Raw genomic sequence first — 15,043 nt, forward strand, 5'->3', positions numbered from 1 at the left:
TCTATGCTGTTTCATACTGAGTCCACTGATTCAGCCAACACAAAGCCTCGCCACAGTGGCAGGCACAGGAGGGAATCTTGGCCTATATCGTGACCGAAAACTGCATCCTCTGTAAGTACACCGACTGCGTTGAAGTCTGTCCGGTAGATTGCTTCTACGAAGGGCCGAATATGCTGGTGATTCATCCTGATGAATGTATCGACTGCGCCCTGTGCGAGCCGGAATGCCCTGCCGATGCAATTATTCACGAAGACGAGCTGACAGACAGTCAGCAGCCGTTCTATCAACTCAATGAAACGCTGGCCGAACTCTGGCCAAACATCTGCGAAAGAAAAGACGCCCTGCCGGACGCAGACAGCTGGAATGGTGAAGCAGATAAACTAAAACGGCTCCGCAAAGAGTAATCCTTGACGAAGCCGTACATACTACAGGGAGAGTGTAGCTCTTAGCGTAATAAGTCCTCGCCGCTGAGGCCGTTTTTCTCAACAATTTCGCGCAACTTACGCAGCGCTTCGACCTGGATCTGACGCACACGCTCTCGCGTCAGCCCGATCTCACGACCGACCTCTTCCAAAGTACTCATTTCATAACCGCGCAGGCCAAAGCGCCGGGAGAGAACTTCTGCGTGCTTCTCAGGCAGCATATCCAGCCATTTATTCAGATTGCCGCTGATATTGGTATTCTGCAGCAACTGCTCTGGGTCAGAGCTGTCCAGATCTGGAATTGTGTCCAGCAGGGACTTATCAGAGTCTTTCCCCATCGGCGTATCGACCGAGCTGACCCTTTCATTCAATCCCAGCATCCTCTCGACATTTTCCACCGGCTTATCCACCAGCATCGCAATCTCTTCAGCCGATGGCTCATGGTCGAGTTTCTGAGCCAGTTCGCGCGCAGCGCGCAGATAAACGTTAAGCTCCTTGACCACATGTATTGGCAGGCGTATAGTGCGCGTCTGGTTCATGATCGCGCGTTCAATTGTCTGCCTGATCCACCAGGTGGCATAGGTCGAGAAGCGAAATCCTCTCTCAGGATCAAATTTTTCAACAGCACGAATCAGGCCAAGGTTACCCTCTTCAATCAGGTCCAGCAGAGACAGACCACGATTGATATAGCGCCGTGCAATTTTAACCACGAGTCTCAGGTTACTTTCGATCATTCTCTTACGGGCAGCCTCTTCTCCCTTCAGAGCTTTGCGCGAATAATAGACCTCCTCCTCAGCCGTCAACAGCGGGGAGAAGCCGATCTCGTTCAGGTAAAGCTGTGTTGCATCCAGAGTTTTAGCGTTTAGCAGATCGTTATGTGCGACACTGCCACGACCGCGGCCACTCTTAATCAGATCCGGCACTTCAGACCCCTTGTCCTTTGCCGGCTTTGTGTCACTATCAGCATCTGAGTCAGAATTGCTATCTAATAGCTCCTCGTTTTCTATGCTGACGTCCTCTACAGCTTCATAATTTTTATCGATACTATCCATAATTTCCCAGCCCCTTTGTGCCCACCTATCTCGCCAAACATTATTGTGATTATCGTTTTGGCAGATATCGCAGTGGATTAACCGGTACGCCATCACGGCGTATTTCAAAGTGCAGCATCTCCCTGCTTGTACCACTTCTTCCAATTTCAGCTATTTTCTGACCTCCTTTAACCATATCACTTTCTTTTACGAATATACGACTATTATGCGCATAGGCACTAAGAAACTTTTGATTATGATTAATAATGATAAGGTTGCCGTAACCCAGCAATCCGCTGCCTGCGTAGACCACTTCACCAGGCGCAGAAGCATAGACAGGGTCTCCTTTTTTCCCCTCCAGATTCAGTCCCTTATTTACCTGACCACTGGTTCTGAAGCCAGCGATGATACGTCCCCCGGACGGCCAGCGCCAGGTCAGATCAGGCGCCTTTGATACAGGTTTCACGGGGGCCTTTACTGCTGCAGAAGATACCTTCTGCACTGTCGCTACTTTTTTAGCGGCAGGCGCTGCAGACACTTTACGCTTTTTTACAGCCCTGGAGGGGGAAGCCGCAGTCACTTTGCGCTTAGCCACCGGCTTTGCAGCCTTGAGCCTGAGTCGCTGACCGGGAAATATCTGATAGTTTTTGCTGATTCGGTTGCGAGCAGCAAGCTGGCGGTAGTCCAGCCCGTAACGCCATGCAATAGAGTAGAGGGTATCACCACGCTTTACCCGGTAACTTTCGGGAACCGGTGAAATTTTCCTGCGGGTCTTTTTTATGCGTGAAACAGGCTGAGTGTTGCTGACCTTACTGCCAGCCGCCCCCAATGAACGCTCATCCACCTGCACCCGGGAACGGCCACTGCATCCCTGGAGAAGCAGGGCTGCAGTGATCAGGATACAGATAAAGCGCCATATCGCCGGCATAGGCTAACCGTTGGCAGATCGGGTGCTTCGCTCCAGCAAAACCACCAACGCCATCCCCAGCAACAGCATAGCGACAGAACCGCCAAGAAATGCGGCCTGCCCGGTCATGACTTCGTAGCTTCCCGGCAATACATTTTCCTGCACCAGGGGCACTTCATTGCCATGACGGTTAATGACGTAAGAGGTCGTATACTTCCAGGGCCAGACTTTGTTCAGTGAACCCAGCATAAAGCCACCCAACAGGGCCAGCGTCACAGTGTGGTAATGCTGGAACATCCAGTTAAGCACCCGGGAAAAGCTGAGCAGACCAATAACACATCCCGCCCCGAAGATAGCGATAAACATCAGATCAAAGCCTTTAATCGCCCCCATCACCGGAGCATACATGCCGATCAGCAACAGTATAAAGCTGCCGGATATTCCGGGCAGAATCATGGCACAGATGGCAATCATACCGGCCAGGAAAATAGACAGCGGCGTTGCCTCAATCGTCGTCGGAGCCAGGGTGGTAATCAGGTAGGCCAGTATGGTGCCCGATATAAAGGCACTCACGGCATTACTGCTCCAGCCCTGTATCTGCTTCACCAGCAGCCAGCATGAAGCCAGTATCAGCCCGAAGAAAAAGGACCAGAGCAACTCGGGATAGCTGGCGAGCAGATACAGCACCACCCGGGCAAAAGACAGTAATGCCAGCAAGACACCACCAAACAGCGCCAGCAAAAAATTGCCATTGATATGCTGCCATGCCTGTCGCGGCCCCTGCCTCAACAGGACCTTCAGCGCTTCCGGCCCGCACTGATGCAGAGAAAAGATCAGCTCTTCATAGATTCCGGTCATAAAAGCGATAGTACCGCCGGAAACGCCAGGCACTGCATCGGCAGCGCCCATCATCATACCTTTGCCGGAGAGTGCCAGATAATCCCTCCAGCCACGTGAATTCTGCATTCTTCTTCCTTAACGAACAGTACCACTGAGCAGTGGTACAAACTTGCAGGCTTCTAATACCTGAGTGTCAAACGTCTCTTCATCCAGCCGACGTACCAGCCTGAGTTCCTGACTGCCACCACCAACCGGTATCACCAGGCGGCCACCGATTGCCAGCTGCTGCAACAACTCAGGCGGCACTTCATCCGGCGCCGCAGCGACCAGTATGCCATCAAAAGGAGCCTTTGAAGGCCAGCCCATACCGCCATCCGTATGCAGCAGCTGGGCGTTGCGCAATTTCAGCACCTGCAAACGCTGACGCGCCTTTTCCTGCAGCGGCCTGATTCGCTCCACACTAAATACCTGATCAACCAGCTGGGCCAGAATCGCCGTCTGGAACCCCGATCCGGTACCCACTTCCAGCACCCGGCTGACCGGCCCATCCTGCAGCAATACTTCTGTCATACGCGCCACAATGTAGGGCTGCGATATTGTCTGGTTATATCCTATCGGCAGGGCCGTATCTTCATAAGCCCGATGAGACAACGCCTCGTCGATAAAAATGTGCCTCGGCGTATCCCGCATTACCTGCAGCACCGCCTCATCATCAATTCCCTGCTCACGCAACCGGGAGACCAACCGCTCCCGCGTGCGCTTTGAAGTCATTCCAATACCCTGAAACCAGAGCTCATTCACTACAACGCCTCCAGCCAGCACCCCAGATTATCCATTCCGGAATACTGCGTCATATCCACGTGCAGCGGTGTAACCGAGACATAACCTTCATCAACAGCAAAAAAATCCGTCCCGGGATCACGATCCGCCACATCCCCCACACCTGCAATCCAGAACCGCTCTTTCCCACGCGGGTCCTGTGTCGACACAGGCCTGTCCCCTAAATGCCGATGCCCCAGCCGTGTCACCTGAACCCCCTTCAGTTCAGATAGCGGCAGATCCGGAACATTAACATTCAATACTGTCCGCGGCGCCAGGTTCAGCGAGCGGATATCCGCCAGCAGATCCCGCACTACCGCCGCCGCCGTCTCATAATGCTTCGGCTGATATGCGGCGACCGATACCGCGATGGCCGGCAGAGGCAGGTGTCGCCCCTCCATCGCGGCAGCAACCGTACCCGAATAGATTACATCACAGCCCATATTGGCACCGGCGTTAATACCAGAGACTACAATATCCGGTGCCATCTCGAACAGTCCGGAAGCCCCCATATGCACGCAATCGGTTGGCGTCCCGTTAATGCCGAGAAAGCCATTAGCATGACGGTTTGCTTCCAGCGGCCGATCCAGTGTCAGTGAATTGCTGGCTCCGCTGCGATTGCGGTCTGGTGCGACCACCAGTGTCTGATGCTCCTGTTCCAGCAGCTCCGCCAGCGTCTTAAGTCCCGGAGCAAAAACTCCATCATCGTTTGAGATCAGAACTTTCATACTAAATATACCTTGTTACGATGCGGACTCTATCAACGCAATTTCCCGCAACACACTGGTTGCAAACGCACCGGATGGCAGGTCAAATTCCAGCCACCAGGTATCATCCGACTCCGCTGTTGCCTGCAGATCCACTGGCATCAGTCGCAGGGCGCGGCGCTCCTGTTTCAGGCCTAACGCCTCCAGCCCTTGCCGGATCTCAATCCAGTCTGACAGCTGTGCCAGCTCCCAATCCCGGGACGGCCCCTGAGACATCAGTTCGCCGCGCCCCCACATCGGCCCGGTCAGATGGATATCTGCCTGTAACAGGCGATCGGTCTCTGCTTCAGGGTTATCGGCCACAAAGCAACTTTGTGAACCTGCCAGCATCATGGCGTCACCAGGCTGCAGCGTCTGCCACATATTCTGCCCGATACGGGCAGAAAGCAGCTGGTTAAACAGCCAGGAGCGCACGGCTGAGATATACAGTCCTTTCTTATGCCGCTGTCGCTCTTTGAACTCACCGCGCATCAGGGCAATCCCTTTGTCGAGATTGCCATAATCAAAGCCAAAACGCTGCTCACCAAAGTAGTTCGGTACGCCCTGGCGCACCATCGCCAGGCGTTTTGCCAGATCATCCGGATCAGTGACATTGCGTAACCGCAGGCCAAAGCGGTTCCCCTGCAGCGTCCCCAGCCGAAGCTTCCGTGGATGCCTGACCGCTTGCAGAACCTCTACAGAGTCACCTCCAAACAGGCTCCAGGTCAGGCTGCGGCGCATTGGAAACTTAACGCAGAACCACTGCTCCGTCACCGCATGGCGATCTTTTTTACCGGCATAGCTGACATCACGTGGGCTGACCTGAGCAAAGTTGGCCAGCTGGCGTGCGACCCAGTCGGTATTTTCACCACGCTTACGGATATAGAGAAAGACATGCTCGCCCTCGCCTTCGGGTTCGAAACCAAGCTTCTCAGTTACACAAAAATCTTCAGGAGATGTACGAATTGTCGCCCGCGAGAGGGGCTTACCGTATAGATAGGAGTAATCGGTAGGGAGTGATGTCACAAATATTTACCGCCCGTTGTCGGGCTCAACCAGCTGATAATAGGTTTCTCCGTCCTGCACCATGCCCAGCTCGCTTCTGGCACGCTCCTCCAGCGCAGAAAGACCGCTTTTCAGGTCTTTAACCTCCGCCTCAAGCTGGCGGTTACGCTGACTGAGGCTATCGTTCTCGGCGCGCTGCTGATCAATCTGATGCTGAAGCTGCATAACCTGACGCAGATTCGCCTCACCAAACCAGAGACGGTATTGCAGCGAAAGAATCATAATCAGCAGAGAGATGATTAACCAGCGAAACACAAAAAACCTCGCGTCAAAAAAGGGGGCACAAGCCCCCTTTTCTTTAAGCTAAAAGCGCAGGCTTATGCCTGACCTTTAATCTCGGACAGACCGTTGTAAACAGCCTTATCTGCCAGCTCTTCTTCGATCCGCAGCAGACGGTTGTATTTCGCTACACGGTCGGAGCGGCACAGGGAACCTGTCTTGATCTGACCGGCTGCAGTACCGACTGCCAGATCGGCAATAAAGGTATCTTCAGTTTCACCGGAACGGTGGGAGATCACGGCAGTGAAGCCGGCATCTTTCGCCATCTTGATCGCATCCAGTGTTTCGGACAGGGAACCGATCTGGTTGAACTTGATCAGGATAGAGTTACCGATGCTCTGCTCGATACCACGGGCCAGGATCTTGGTGTTGGTAACGAACAGGTCATCACCAACCAGCTGAACCTTATCACCGATCTTACGGGTCAGGTAAGCCCAGCCATCCCAGTCAGACTCGTCCAGACCGTCTTCGATAGAAACGATCGGGTAGTTCTCGGTCAGGTTCGCCAGGTAGTCTCCGAAACCTTCCGCATCGAATACCTTGCCTTCGCCGGACAGGTCGTACTTGCCGTCTTTGAAGAACTCGGAAGCGGCACAGTCCAGCGCCAGGGTGACATCTTTGCCCAGCTCATAGCCCGCATTGGAGATTGCTTCTTTGATCACCACCAGCGCTTCTTCGTTAGACGCCAGGTTAGGTGCGAAACCACCCTCATCACCCACTGCAGTATTCAGGCCTTTCGCCTTCAGAACCGCTTTCAGGGCATGGAAGATTTCAGCACCACAGCGCAGGCCTTCAGAGAACTTATCGAAGTTCACCGGCTGCACCATAAATTCCTGAATATCAACGTTGTTGTCTGCGTGCTCACCACCGTTGAGGATGTTCATCATCGGCACAGGCAGAGAGAACTGACCGGCAGTACCGTTCAGGTCAGCGATGTGTGCGTACAGAGGAATCCCTTTCTCGACGGACGCCGCTTTAGCTGCCGCCAGAGAAACAGCCAGGATTGCATTCGCACCCAGGGTTTCTTTGTTTTCGGTACCGTCGAGTTCCAGCATTTTGTTGTCCAGCGCGCGCTGGTCGGTAGCATCCATACCGATCAGGGCTTCGCGGATAGTTACATTTACTGCAGCTACCGCTTTCTGTACACCTTTGCCCAGGTAACGGGACTTGTCGCCGTCACGCAGTTCCAGCGCTTCACGTGAACCCGTAGATGCGCCGGACGGGGCGCAGGCAGAACCGACTACACCGGAAGCCAGAATTACATCGGCCTCAACGGTTGGGTTACCGCGGGAATCCAGTACTTCACGCGCTTTAATATCAGCGATCTGTGCCATTGATAAACTCCAGAAGTTAATGATCTCTAATCTTTACTGCTGCTTGGCCTGTTGAGCCAGTGCGGCCTTGATGAAGCCTGTGAACAGGCCATGTCCATCGCGTGGCGTAGAGGTAAACTCAGGGTGGAACTGACAAGCCACAAACCACGGATGGTCTGCCACTTCAACAACTTCCACCAGCTCTCCATCGACGGAACGACCCGCGATACGGAGACCGGCTTCCTCCAACTGTTTTACGTAGTTATTATTCACTTCATAACGGTGACGGTGACGTTCCTTGATCTCTGTCGCACCGTAGCTCTCAGCAGATACAGAACCTTCCGCCAGATGGCAGATCTGAGCGCCCAGACGCATAGTACCACCCAGGTCATCCTGGGAGCCGCGCTGCTCGACATCGCCCTCTTCCGTTGTCCATTCGGTAATCAGACCGATAACCGGATGCTCCGCTTTCTCATCAAATTCCGAGGAGGTCGCACCGGCAATGCCGGCTACGTTGCGCGCATACTCAATAACCGCGACCTGCATACCCAGGCAGATACCCAGGTAAGGCACCCTGTTCTCACGTGCGTACTGTACGGCTTTAATCTTACCTTCCACGCCGCGCTCGCCAAAACCACCTGGTACCAGAATCGCGCTGGCATCTGCCAGAATCTCAACGCCTTCGCGTTCAACCCGCTCGGAATCGATATACTCAATGCGTACTTTATGCTTGAGGGCGATACCTGCGTGGGAGATCGCCTCGATCAGGGATTTGTAGGCATCCAGCAACTCCATGTACTTACCCACCATGGCGATCTTCACTTCGCCTTCAGGGTTCAGGTGCGCATCTGCCACCCGGATCCATTCACCCAGATCAGCAGGCTGCGCATCCAGATGGAAGCGCTCTACAACGATATCATCCAGGTGCTGTTCGGCCAGCATCTCCGGAATATTGTAGATAGTGTCGGCATCCGGCAGGGAGATAACGGCACGCTCTTCCACGTTGGTAAACAGAGACAGCTTACGACGGGAAGAATCTGGCAGCGGACGCTCGGAGCGGCACACCAGGATATCCGGCTGGATACCGATAGAGCGCAACTCTTTAACCGAGTGCTGGGATGGCTTGGTCTTGGTTTCACCGGCCGTTGCAATATATGGCACCAGAGTCAGGTGCATAAACATGGCACGGGAGAAGCCCAGCTCGGCCTTCATCTGACGGACCGCTTCCAGAAACGGCTGGGATTCGATATCACCTACAGTACCGCCGATCTCAACCAGCGCCACGTCGGCATCACCGGCACCTTCAATCACGCGACGCTTAATTTCGTCGGTAATATGGGGAATAACCTGCACTGTACCGCCGAGATAATCTCCACGACGCTCTTTACGCAGCACATGCTGGTATACACGACCAGACGTAAAGTTATTACGTTTGGTCATAGTTGTACGAATAAAGCGCTCGTAGTGACCTAAATCCAGGTCAGTCTCCGCACCGTCTTCGGTAACAAATACTTCACCGTGCTGGAAAGGACTCATGGTACCCGGATCGACATTAATGTACGGGTCCAATTTCAGCATGGTGACTTTTAAGCCTCGTGCTTCCAAAATGGCAGCAAGTGAAGCAGATGCGATGCCTTTGCCCAAAGAGGACACGACACCACCAGTGACGAAGATATAACGCGTCATGCGGAACCTGTTTGATCGTGGTTAAAAGCGAGGGAATTTCAAATCAAGATGGCGCTACAGGATAGCAAATCAGCCTCTCTCAGACAACGCAAAGGCGCGCCAAGATAGGACGAATGATCGGCCTTTTTCACCCTGCCAGTTTTCACATACGGTAATACCCGGTACTGCGACCACTTCATCCCCCGCCATCAATAGGGGCCAGCGCTGCCGCAACCAGGGAGGAACATGATGTTCCTGCATCAATTTTTTCACACTGCAACTGCCGCCGCGTCCACAGGGACGACAACGCTCGCCACCTTTTCGACGTACAAGCCGGACCCCATCCAGGGTCTTCAGGCCTGAATCACCCCGTTCGATAGACAGGATACCATCCGCCAGGGGCAACTCTCCGGGTTCAAGCTCCGGCAGCGTTTCAGCCACCTCAAGCCCTGTTTCGGCCGGCACCAGATAGAGCCCATTACGAAAGCGACGCAGACGCCAGCCGGGCAGCTGAAACAATGGCTGGGCATCCTCTCGGGCGGCAATCACTGTCGCTGCGATCTGCTGCAACTGTTCAGCGTTCAGCAGCAGACCGGCCCTGATTTGCACCCAGCGCCGCAGCAGATGCGAACGCCTGATCTCATCAAAGGCCCCGATAGCCTCCAGGCGCAACTCGTCGAAAGATCCGGTCAGCGACTCAAGCTCAGCGTCCAGATAACGGTTCAGCAGCTGATCACTATGCTGCAGCCGGGTCGCCGTTTCGCCCCACTGCTGTGCCAATCCGGGCCAGCGCTGCTTCAGCCGGGGAATAATCTCATGCCGCAAATAGTTACGATCATAGTCATTCTGTTGATTGCTCGGGTCATCGACCCAGTCCAGATGCTGCGCCTGCGCCCAGCTTTCCAACTGCTGACGACTGCAATCCAGCAACGGCCTGAGCAGAACACCCCGGCCAAGCTGTCGCCGAACCGGCATCGCCCCCAGGCCATGCAATCCGGCACCGCGCAACAGGCGATACAACAGTGTCTCGGCCTGATCATCCGCATGCTGCCCCAGCAACAGGCAGTCTCCGGACTGTAGCAACGCCTCAAACGCGCCATAGCGGGCATTCCGCGCGGCCTGTTCCGAATTGGACTCCGGACAAACCCGGATACAGCGAAACGACAGACCAAGCAAACGGGCCTGACTGTCTGAAAATGCCTGCCACTGACCGGCATCGACCTGCAACTGGTGATTAATATGAAGCACCAGTAATCGATCAGCAGGTAGAAGCTGCGCTGCCAGATGCAGCAGCACTTGTGAATCAAGACCACCGCTGTGAGCAATTACCCAGCGGCGGATCTTTGTCTCCGGCGCCAGGGCTGCGGCAAATCGAGCCAGCACCCCAGCGTCTCCGGAGCAATGTGGATTACTGCTCTTCGCCACCCAGGCCGTAAGACATCAGGCGCTCGTAACGGCGCTCAAGCAGTTCTTCGGAGGTCATACCCTGAAGTTTATCCAGTGAATCCACCAGATGCTTCTTCAGGTTAGCTGCCATCAGGCCCTGATCGCGGTGTGCGCCGCCCAGTGGCTCGCTGACGATTTGATCGACCAGGCCCAGCTCATTGAGACGGTCAGACGTGATACCCATCGCCTTAGCAGCATCAGAAGCCCGCTCGGCACTCTTCCACAGGATTGAGGCACAGCCTTCCGGTGAAATTACGGAGTAGGTACCGTACTGCAACATCATCAGTTCATCGCAGACACCGATCGCCAGTGCGCCACCGGAACCACCTTCACCGATGACGGTAGAGATGATAGGCGTATTCAGGCGAGACATCTTCAGCAAGTTGTAGGCGATCGCTTCTGACTGACCACGCTCTTCTGCGTCGATACCCGGATAAGCCCCCGGCGTATCGATAAAGGTAAACACCGGCAGCTTGAAGCGCTCAGCCGTTTCCATCAGGCGCAGAGCCTTACGGTAACCTTCCGGCTTTGGCATACCAAAATTGCGACGCACCTTCTCTTTGGTCTCGCGTCCCTTCTGGTGGCCGATAATCATGACCGGCTTGCCATCCAGGCGCGCTGTACCACCGACAATCGCAGGATCATCTGCGAAGTGGCGGTCACCGTGCATTTCATCAAACTCATCAAAGATGTGCTCGATGTAATCCAGCGTATAAGGACGCTGAGGATGACGGGCCAGCTGGGACACTTGCCATGCCGTCAGATCGGAGAAGATAGACTCGGTCAGAGTGCGACTTTTTTCCTCAAGCTTTTCCAGCTCGTCGGAGATATTCAGCTCAGCATCATCGCCAACCAGCCGCAGTTCCTCAATTTTGGCCTGCAGCTCAGCGATAGGCTGTTCAAAATCCAGGTAGTTCGGATTCATGAGTACTCGTTCTTAAAAAATACGATACAGAAATCGGGTAAAAAATTGGCACCAAGTGTACCCGCTTGGAGAACTGATAACCAGTCAATCAGTAACGCATACGCACGGCGTTACCACCAAAGCGATCCATCAGCGCCAGCAGCAGATCATCATTCGCCTGTACAGCCCACTCCGGCGCCAGCTGCAGCGAAGCAAGCGCATCTTCGCGACGGTATCGAAGCTGAATCGGCAGGGTCCCATCACCGTGATACTGGCGCAGCAGATCAGACAGTTCGGTAATGCGACGTCCGGCCAGCTGCGAACGATCACAGCTGATCTCAATACAGGTGGCATACTGAGCCCGGGCCTGGGCGATATTGAGCACTTTATTGCCACGCACCTTAAGCCCCCCAGAAAAATGGTCTTCCTGCACCTCGCCTTCAACCACGATCACCTGATCCTTATCGATCAGGTTACGGGCCTGATCAAAGGTGTCGCCAAACAAAGTGACATCGATACGGGCACTGCGGTCGTCCAGCGTGACAAAGCAGAGGTTATCGCCCTTCTTGGTCTTTTTCAGGCGCATATCGACTACCAGCCCGGCCATCTTCTGGGTACTGCCACGCATCGGCTGGATTTCGACAATCTTCTTGCTGATGAAGTTACGCAGTTCGGCCTCATACTCATCGATCGGATGACCGGTAAGATAGAGTCCCAGCGTGTCCTTTTCACCGCCCAGACGCTCTTTATCGGTCCACTCCCTCACCCGGCGGGCATAATCGGCATAGGGATCACCGCCGGCATCGGACTCGACCTCGCCAAACAGGTCGAACATCCCGGCGTCCTGATTGCGCTCAGACTGATCGGCAGCCTTCAGCGCATCAGGTATCGCCTCAAACAGAATCGCCCGGCTCGGACCAAGATTATCCAGTGCCCCGGAACGTACCAGCGCTTCCAGCACCCGCTTATTGAGTTTTTTACTCCCCACCCGCGCACAGAAATCGAAGATATCCTTGAAATCGCCATCACCATCCTGGCGCGCCTGCACGATGGCATCGATCGGCCCTTCTCCGACCCCTTTGATCGCCCCCAGGCCATAGACGATATGCCCCTCATCGTTGACGGTGAACATGTATTCGCCACTGTTCACATCCGGTGGCAACGGAGCGTGCCCCATATTGCGGCACTCCTCAATGAAGATCACCACTTTTTCGGTGGTCTGCATATCAGAGGACATTACCGCAGCCATGAACGGTGCAGGATAATGGGCTTTCAGCCAGGCGGTCTGGTAGGAAACCAGGGCATAGGCGGCGGAGTGGGATTTGTTAAAGCCGTATCCGGCGAACTTTTCCACCAGGTCAAAGATATTACCTGCAAGATCACGGTCGATACCGTTCTGCTCACTTCCCTCGAGGAAGCCCACTCGCTGCTTCGCCATCTCTTCAGGCTTTTTCTTACCCATCGCACGACGCAGCATATCAGCACCGCCCAGGGTATAACCCGCCATCACCTGGGCGATCTGCATTACCTGCTCCTGATACAGGATGATGCCGTAGGTTGGCTCCAGTACCGGTTGCAGACTGTCGAGCTGGTAATCCGGGTGAGGCCAGGCCATCTCCGCCCGACCATGCTTACGGTTAATAAAGTCATCCACCATGCCCGACTGCAGCGGCCCTGGACGGAACAGGGCCACCAGGGCGACGATATCCTCAAAACGCGATGGCAACAGGCGTCGAACCAGGTCTTTCATACCGTTGGATTCCAGCTGGAATACCGCGGTCGTCTCGGCCGACTGCAGAAGATCGAAGGTTTTCGGATCCTCCAGGTCGATCAGGGCAATATCGAGTGGCTCCTCACCCTCTTTGGCGCGGACCTTATTGATGGTATCCAGCGCCCAGTCAATGATGGTCAGGGTTCGCAGCCCCAGGAAGTCGAACTTAACCAGCCCGGCCTCCTCCACATCGTTCTTATCGAACTGGGTCACCAGACCATTGCCTTCCTCATCACAGTAAGTGGCGGCAAAGTCGGTCAGCTTGGTGGGGGCGATTACCACACCACCGGCATGCTTACCTACGCCTCGGGTGATCCCCTCCAGCTTGTAAGCCATCTCCATGATCTCCTGGGCTTCTTCGCTGTTATTGACGAAGTCACGCAGCAGCTCTTCCTGCTCCCAGGCTTTTTTCAGGGTGATCCCGACTTCAAACGGGATCGACTTGGACAGCTTGTCACCGAGACCAAAGGGCTTACCCTGCACTCGGGCGACGTCGCGCACCACTGCCTTAGCGGCCATGGTACCGAAGGTGACGATCTGGGATACCGCATCACGGCCATAAGTGCGGGCTACGTAGTCGATAACCTTGTCGCGGTTATCCATGCAGAAGTCGATATCGAAGTCGGGCATGGAGACACGTTCCGGGTTAAGGAATCGTTCGAACAGCAGATCATACTCGAGCGGATCAAGATCGGTAATCTTCTGTGCGTAGGCCACCAGGGAACCGGCACCGGAGCCTCGCCCCGGCCCGACCGGGACGCCGTTTTCCTTACCCCACTTGATGAAGTCCATTACGATCAGGAAGTACCCCGGGAAACCCATCTGGATAATGATATCCAGCTCGAACTCAAGACGTTCGATATAAGGCTTCCGCTTGGCCTCGTAATCAGGATCATCCCTGTCCAGCAGGATTTCAAGACGCTCCTCCAGGCCATCAAACGAGACTTTGCGGAAGTAGTCATCCATCAGCATCCCTTCCGGGATCGGGTATTTCGGCAGGTAGTAGGTGCCCAGCTCGATATCTATATTGCAGCGTTTGGCGATCTCGACGCTGTTATGCAGGGCACTGGGGATATCCCTGAACAGTTCCGCCATCTCTTCGGCAGAACGAAAATACTGCTCATCACTGTAATCATGCGGACGGTTAGGATCTTCCAGCGTCACACTCTGGTTGATACAGACCCGGGCCTCATGGGCTTCAAAATCCCCGGTCTCGATAAACATCACATCGTTGGTCGCGACCAGCGGGCAGCCGGTCTCACGGGCCAGTTCTACACTGCCGTGCACCACCTCTTCATCACCTTTACGGCCGGCGCGCTGAACTTCAAGATAGAACGCATCAGGAAAGATCCTACGCCAGAAATCCAGAGCCTCACGCTCTCCCTTGCCGGCCAGTATCGCCCTACCCACTTCACCCGCTTTTGCCCCAGAAAGGGCGATCAGTCCTTCGGACTTCTCAACGATCCACTCTTTGCGGACCAGAGCGCGACCGGGAATAAAGTTCTGGCCGTCACTGTATGCCAGCGAAACCAGCTCCATCAGGTTGCGATAGCCCTTGCCGGTACGAACCAGCAAAGTCAGCCGGTCTGGCGCCGCGGACTCATCCTGATCGTTCAGAACCCACAGGTCGACACCACAGATAGGCTTAACCCCAGCGCCCACGGCAGCCTTGTAGAACTTAACCAGTGCAAAAAGGTTTACCTCATCGGTCAGCCCGACCGCCGGCATACCTTCCTGTTTGGCTGCATTCACCAGCCCTTTAACACGGATCAGGCCGTCAACCAGGGAGAATTCAGAGTGAGCACGCAGGTGAACGAAGTTAGGGTCTGCCATAA

13 protein-coding genes are annotated in these 15,043 nt (G+C 54.7%); 1 reads left to right on the top strand and 12 read right to left on the bottom strand.

Features of this window, described 5'->3' with window-relative positions:
• The first annotated feature begins 77 nt into the window (after positions 1-77).
• Positions 78-404, top strand: coding sequence for a ferredoxin FdxA (gene fdxA / locus Q354_RS0118005; protein WP_027858809.1), 327 nt, complete (start codon positions 78-80; stop codon positions 402-404).
• A 41-nt stretch (positions 405-445) separates the two neighbouring features.
• Here fdxA and rpoS read toward each other — a convergent pair whose 3' ends face one another.
• The 12 genes from rpoS to dnaE form a co-directional block, all read right to left on the bottom strand.
• The gene (gene rpoS / locus Q354_RS0118010) at positions 446-1,474 is read right to left on the bottom strand and encodes an RNA polymerase sigma factor RpoS (protein WP_027858810.1); all 1,029 of its coding nucleotides are present in this window, start codon (positions 1,472-1,474) and stop codon (positions 446-448) included.
• Positions 1,475-1,523: 49 nt separating this feature from the next.
• Entirely contained in the window at positions 1,524-2,297 is a 774-nt protein-coding gene (locus Q354_RS0118015) for a peptidoglycan DD-metalloendopeptidase family protein (RefSeq protein WP_245601084.1), read from the bottom strand.
• A gap of 87 nt (positions 2,298-2,384) precedes the next feature.
• The gene (locus Q354_RS0118020; RefSeq protein WP_027858812.1) at positions 2,385-3,326 is read right to left on the bottom strand and encodes a DUF368 domain-containing protein; all 942 of its coding nucleotides are present in this window, start codon (positions 3,324-3,326) and stop codon (positions 2,385-2,387) included.
• Between the two features lie 9 nt (positions 3,327-3,335).
• The gene (locus Q354_RS0118025) at positions 3,336-3,971 is read right to left on the bottom strand and encodes a protein-L-isoaspartate(D-aspartate) O-methyltransferase (RefSeq protein WP_036230588.1); all 636 of its coding nucleotides are present in this window, start codon (positions 3,969-3,971) and stop codon (positions 3,336-3,338) included.
• A 29-nt stretch (positions 3,972-4,000) separates the two neighbouring features.
• Positions 4,001-4,747 (bottom strand): 5'/3'-nucleotidase SurE, encoded by a 747-nt coding sequence (gene surE, locus Q354_RS0118030; RefSeq protein WP_027858814.1) that lies wholly within the window; start codon positions 4,745-4,747, stop codon positions 4,001-4,003.
• Positions 4,748-4,762: 15 nt separating this feature from the next.
• Complete coding sequence (gene truD / locus Q354_RS0118035; RefSeq protein ID WP_027858815.1) at positions 4,763-5,791, bottom strand: tRNA pseudouridine(13) synthase TruD; 1,029 nt, start codon at positions 5,789-5,791, stop codon at positions 4,763-4,765.
• Positions 5,792-5,797: 6 nt separating this feature from the next.
• Entirely contained in the window at positions 5,798-6,085 is a 288-nt protein-coding gene (ftsB, locus tag Q354_RS0118040; RefSeq protein WP_027858816.1) for a cell division protein FtsB, read from the bottom strand.
• A 62-nt stretch (positions 6,086-6,147) separates the two neighbouring features.
• Positions 6,148-7,443: a phosphopyruvate hydratase gene (gene eno / locus Q354_RS0118045; protein ID WP_027858817.1), complete on the bottom strand. Its 1,296-nt coding sequence runs from the start codon at positions 7,441-7,443 to the stop codon at positions 6,148-6,150.
• 33 nt (positions 7,444-7,476) lie between these two features.
• On the bottom strand, positions 7,477-9,108 hold the full coding sequence (locus tag Q354_RS0118050) for a CTP synthase (RefSeq protein ID WP_027858818.1): 1,632 nt from the start codon (positions 9,106-9,108) through the stop codon (positions 7,477-7,479).
• Between the two features lie 69 nt (positions 9,109-9,177).
• On the bottom strand, positions 9,178-10,470 hold the full coding sequence (gene tilS, locus Q354_RS0118055) for a tRNA lysidine(34) synthetase TilS (RefSeq protein WP_051560308.1): 1,293 nt from the start codon (positions 10,468-10,470) through the stop codon (positions 9,178-9,180).
• A gap of 25 nt (positions 10,471-10,495) precedes the next feature.
• Positions 10,496-11,458 carry an acetyl-CoA carboxylase carboxyl transferase subunit alpha gene (gene accA, locus Q354_RS0118060; RefSeq protein ID WP_027858820.1) on the bottom strand — a complete coding sequence of 321 codons (963 nt, stop codon included), beginning with the start codon at positions 11,456-11,458 and terminating at the stop codon, positions 10,496-10,498.
• 88 nt (positions 11,459-11,546) lie between these two features.
• The gene (dnaE, locus tag Q354_RS0118065) at positions 11,547-15,041 is read right to left on the bottom strand and encodes a DNA polymerase III subunit alpha (RefSeq protein WP_027858821.1); all 3,495 of its coding nucleotides are present in this window, start codon (positions 15,039-15,041) and stop codon (positions 11,547-11,549) included.
• Positions 15,042-15,043 lie beyond the last annotated feature (2 nt).

It is taken from the genome of Marinobacterium jannaschii DSM 6295 (genome assembly GCF_000620085.1).
In the GTDB taxonomy this organism is placed as follows: Bacteria; Pseudomonadota; Gammaproteobacteria; order Pseudomonadales; family Balneatricaceae; genus Pontibacterium; species Pontibacterium jannaschii.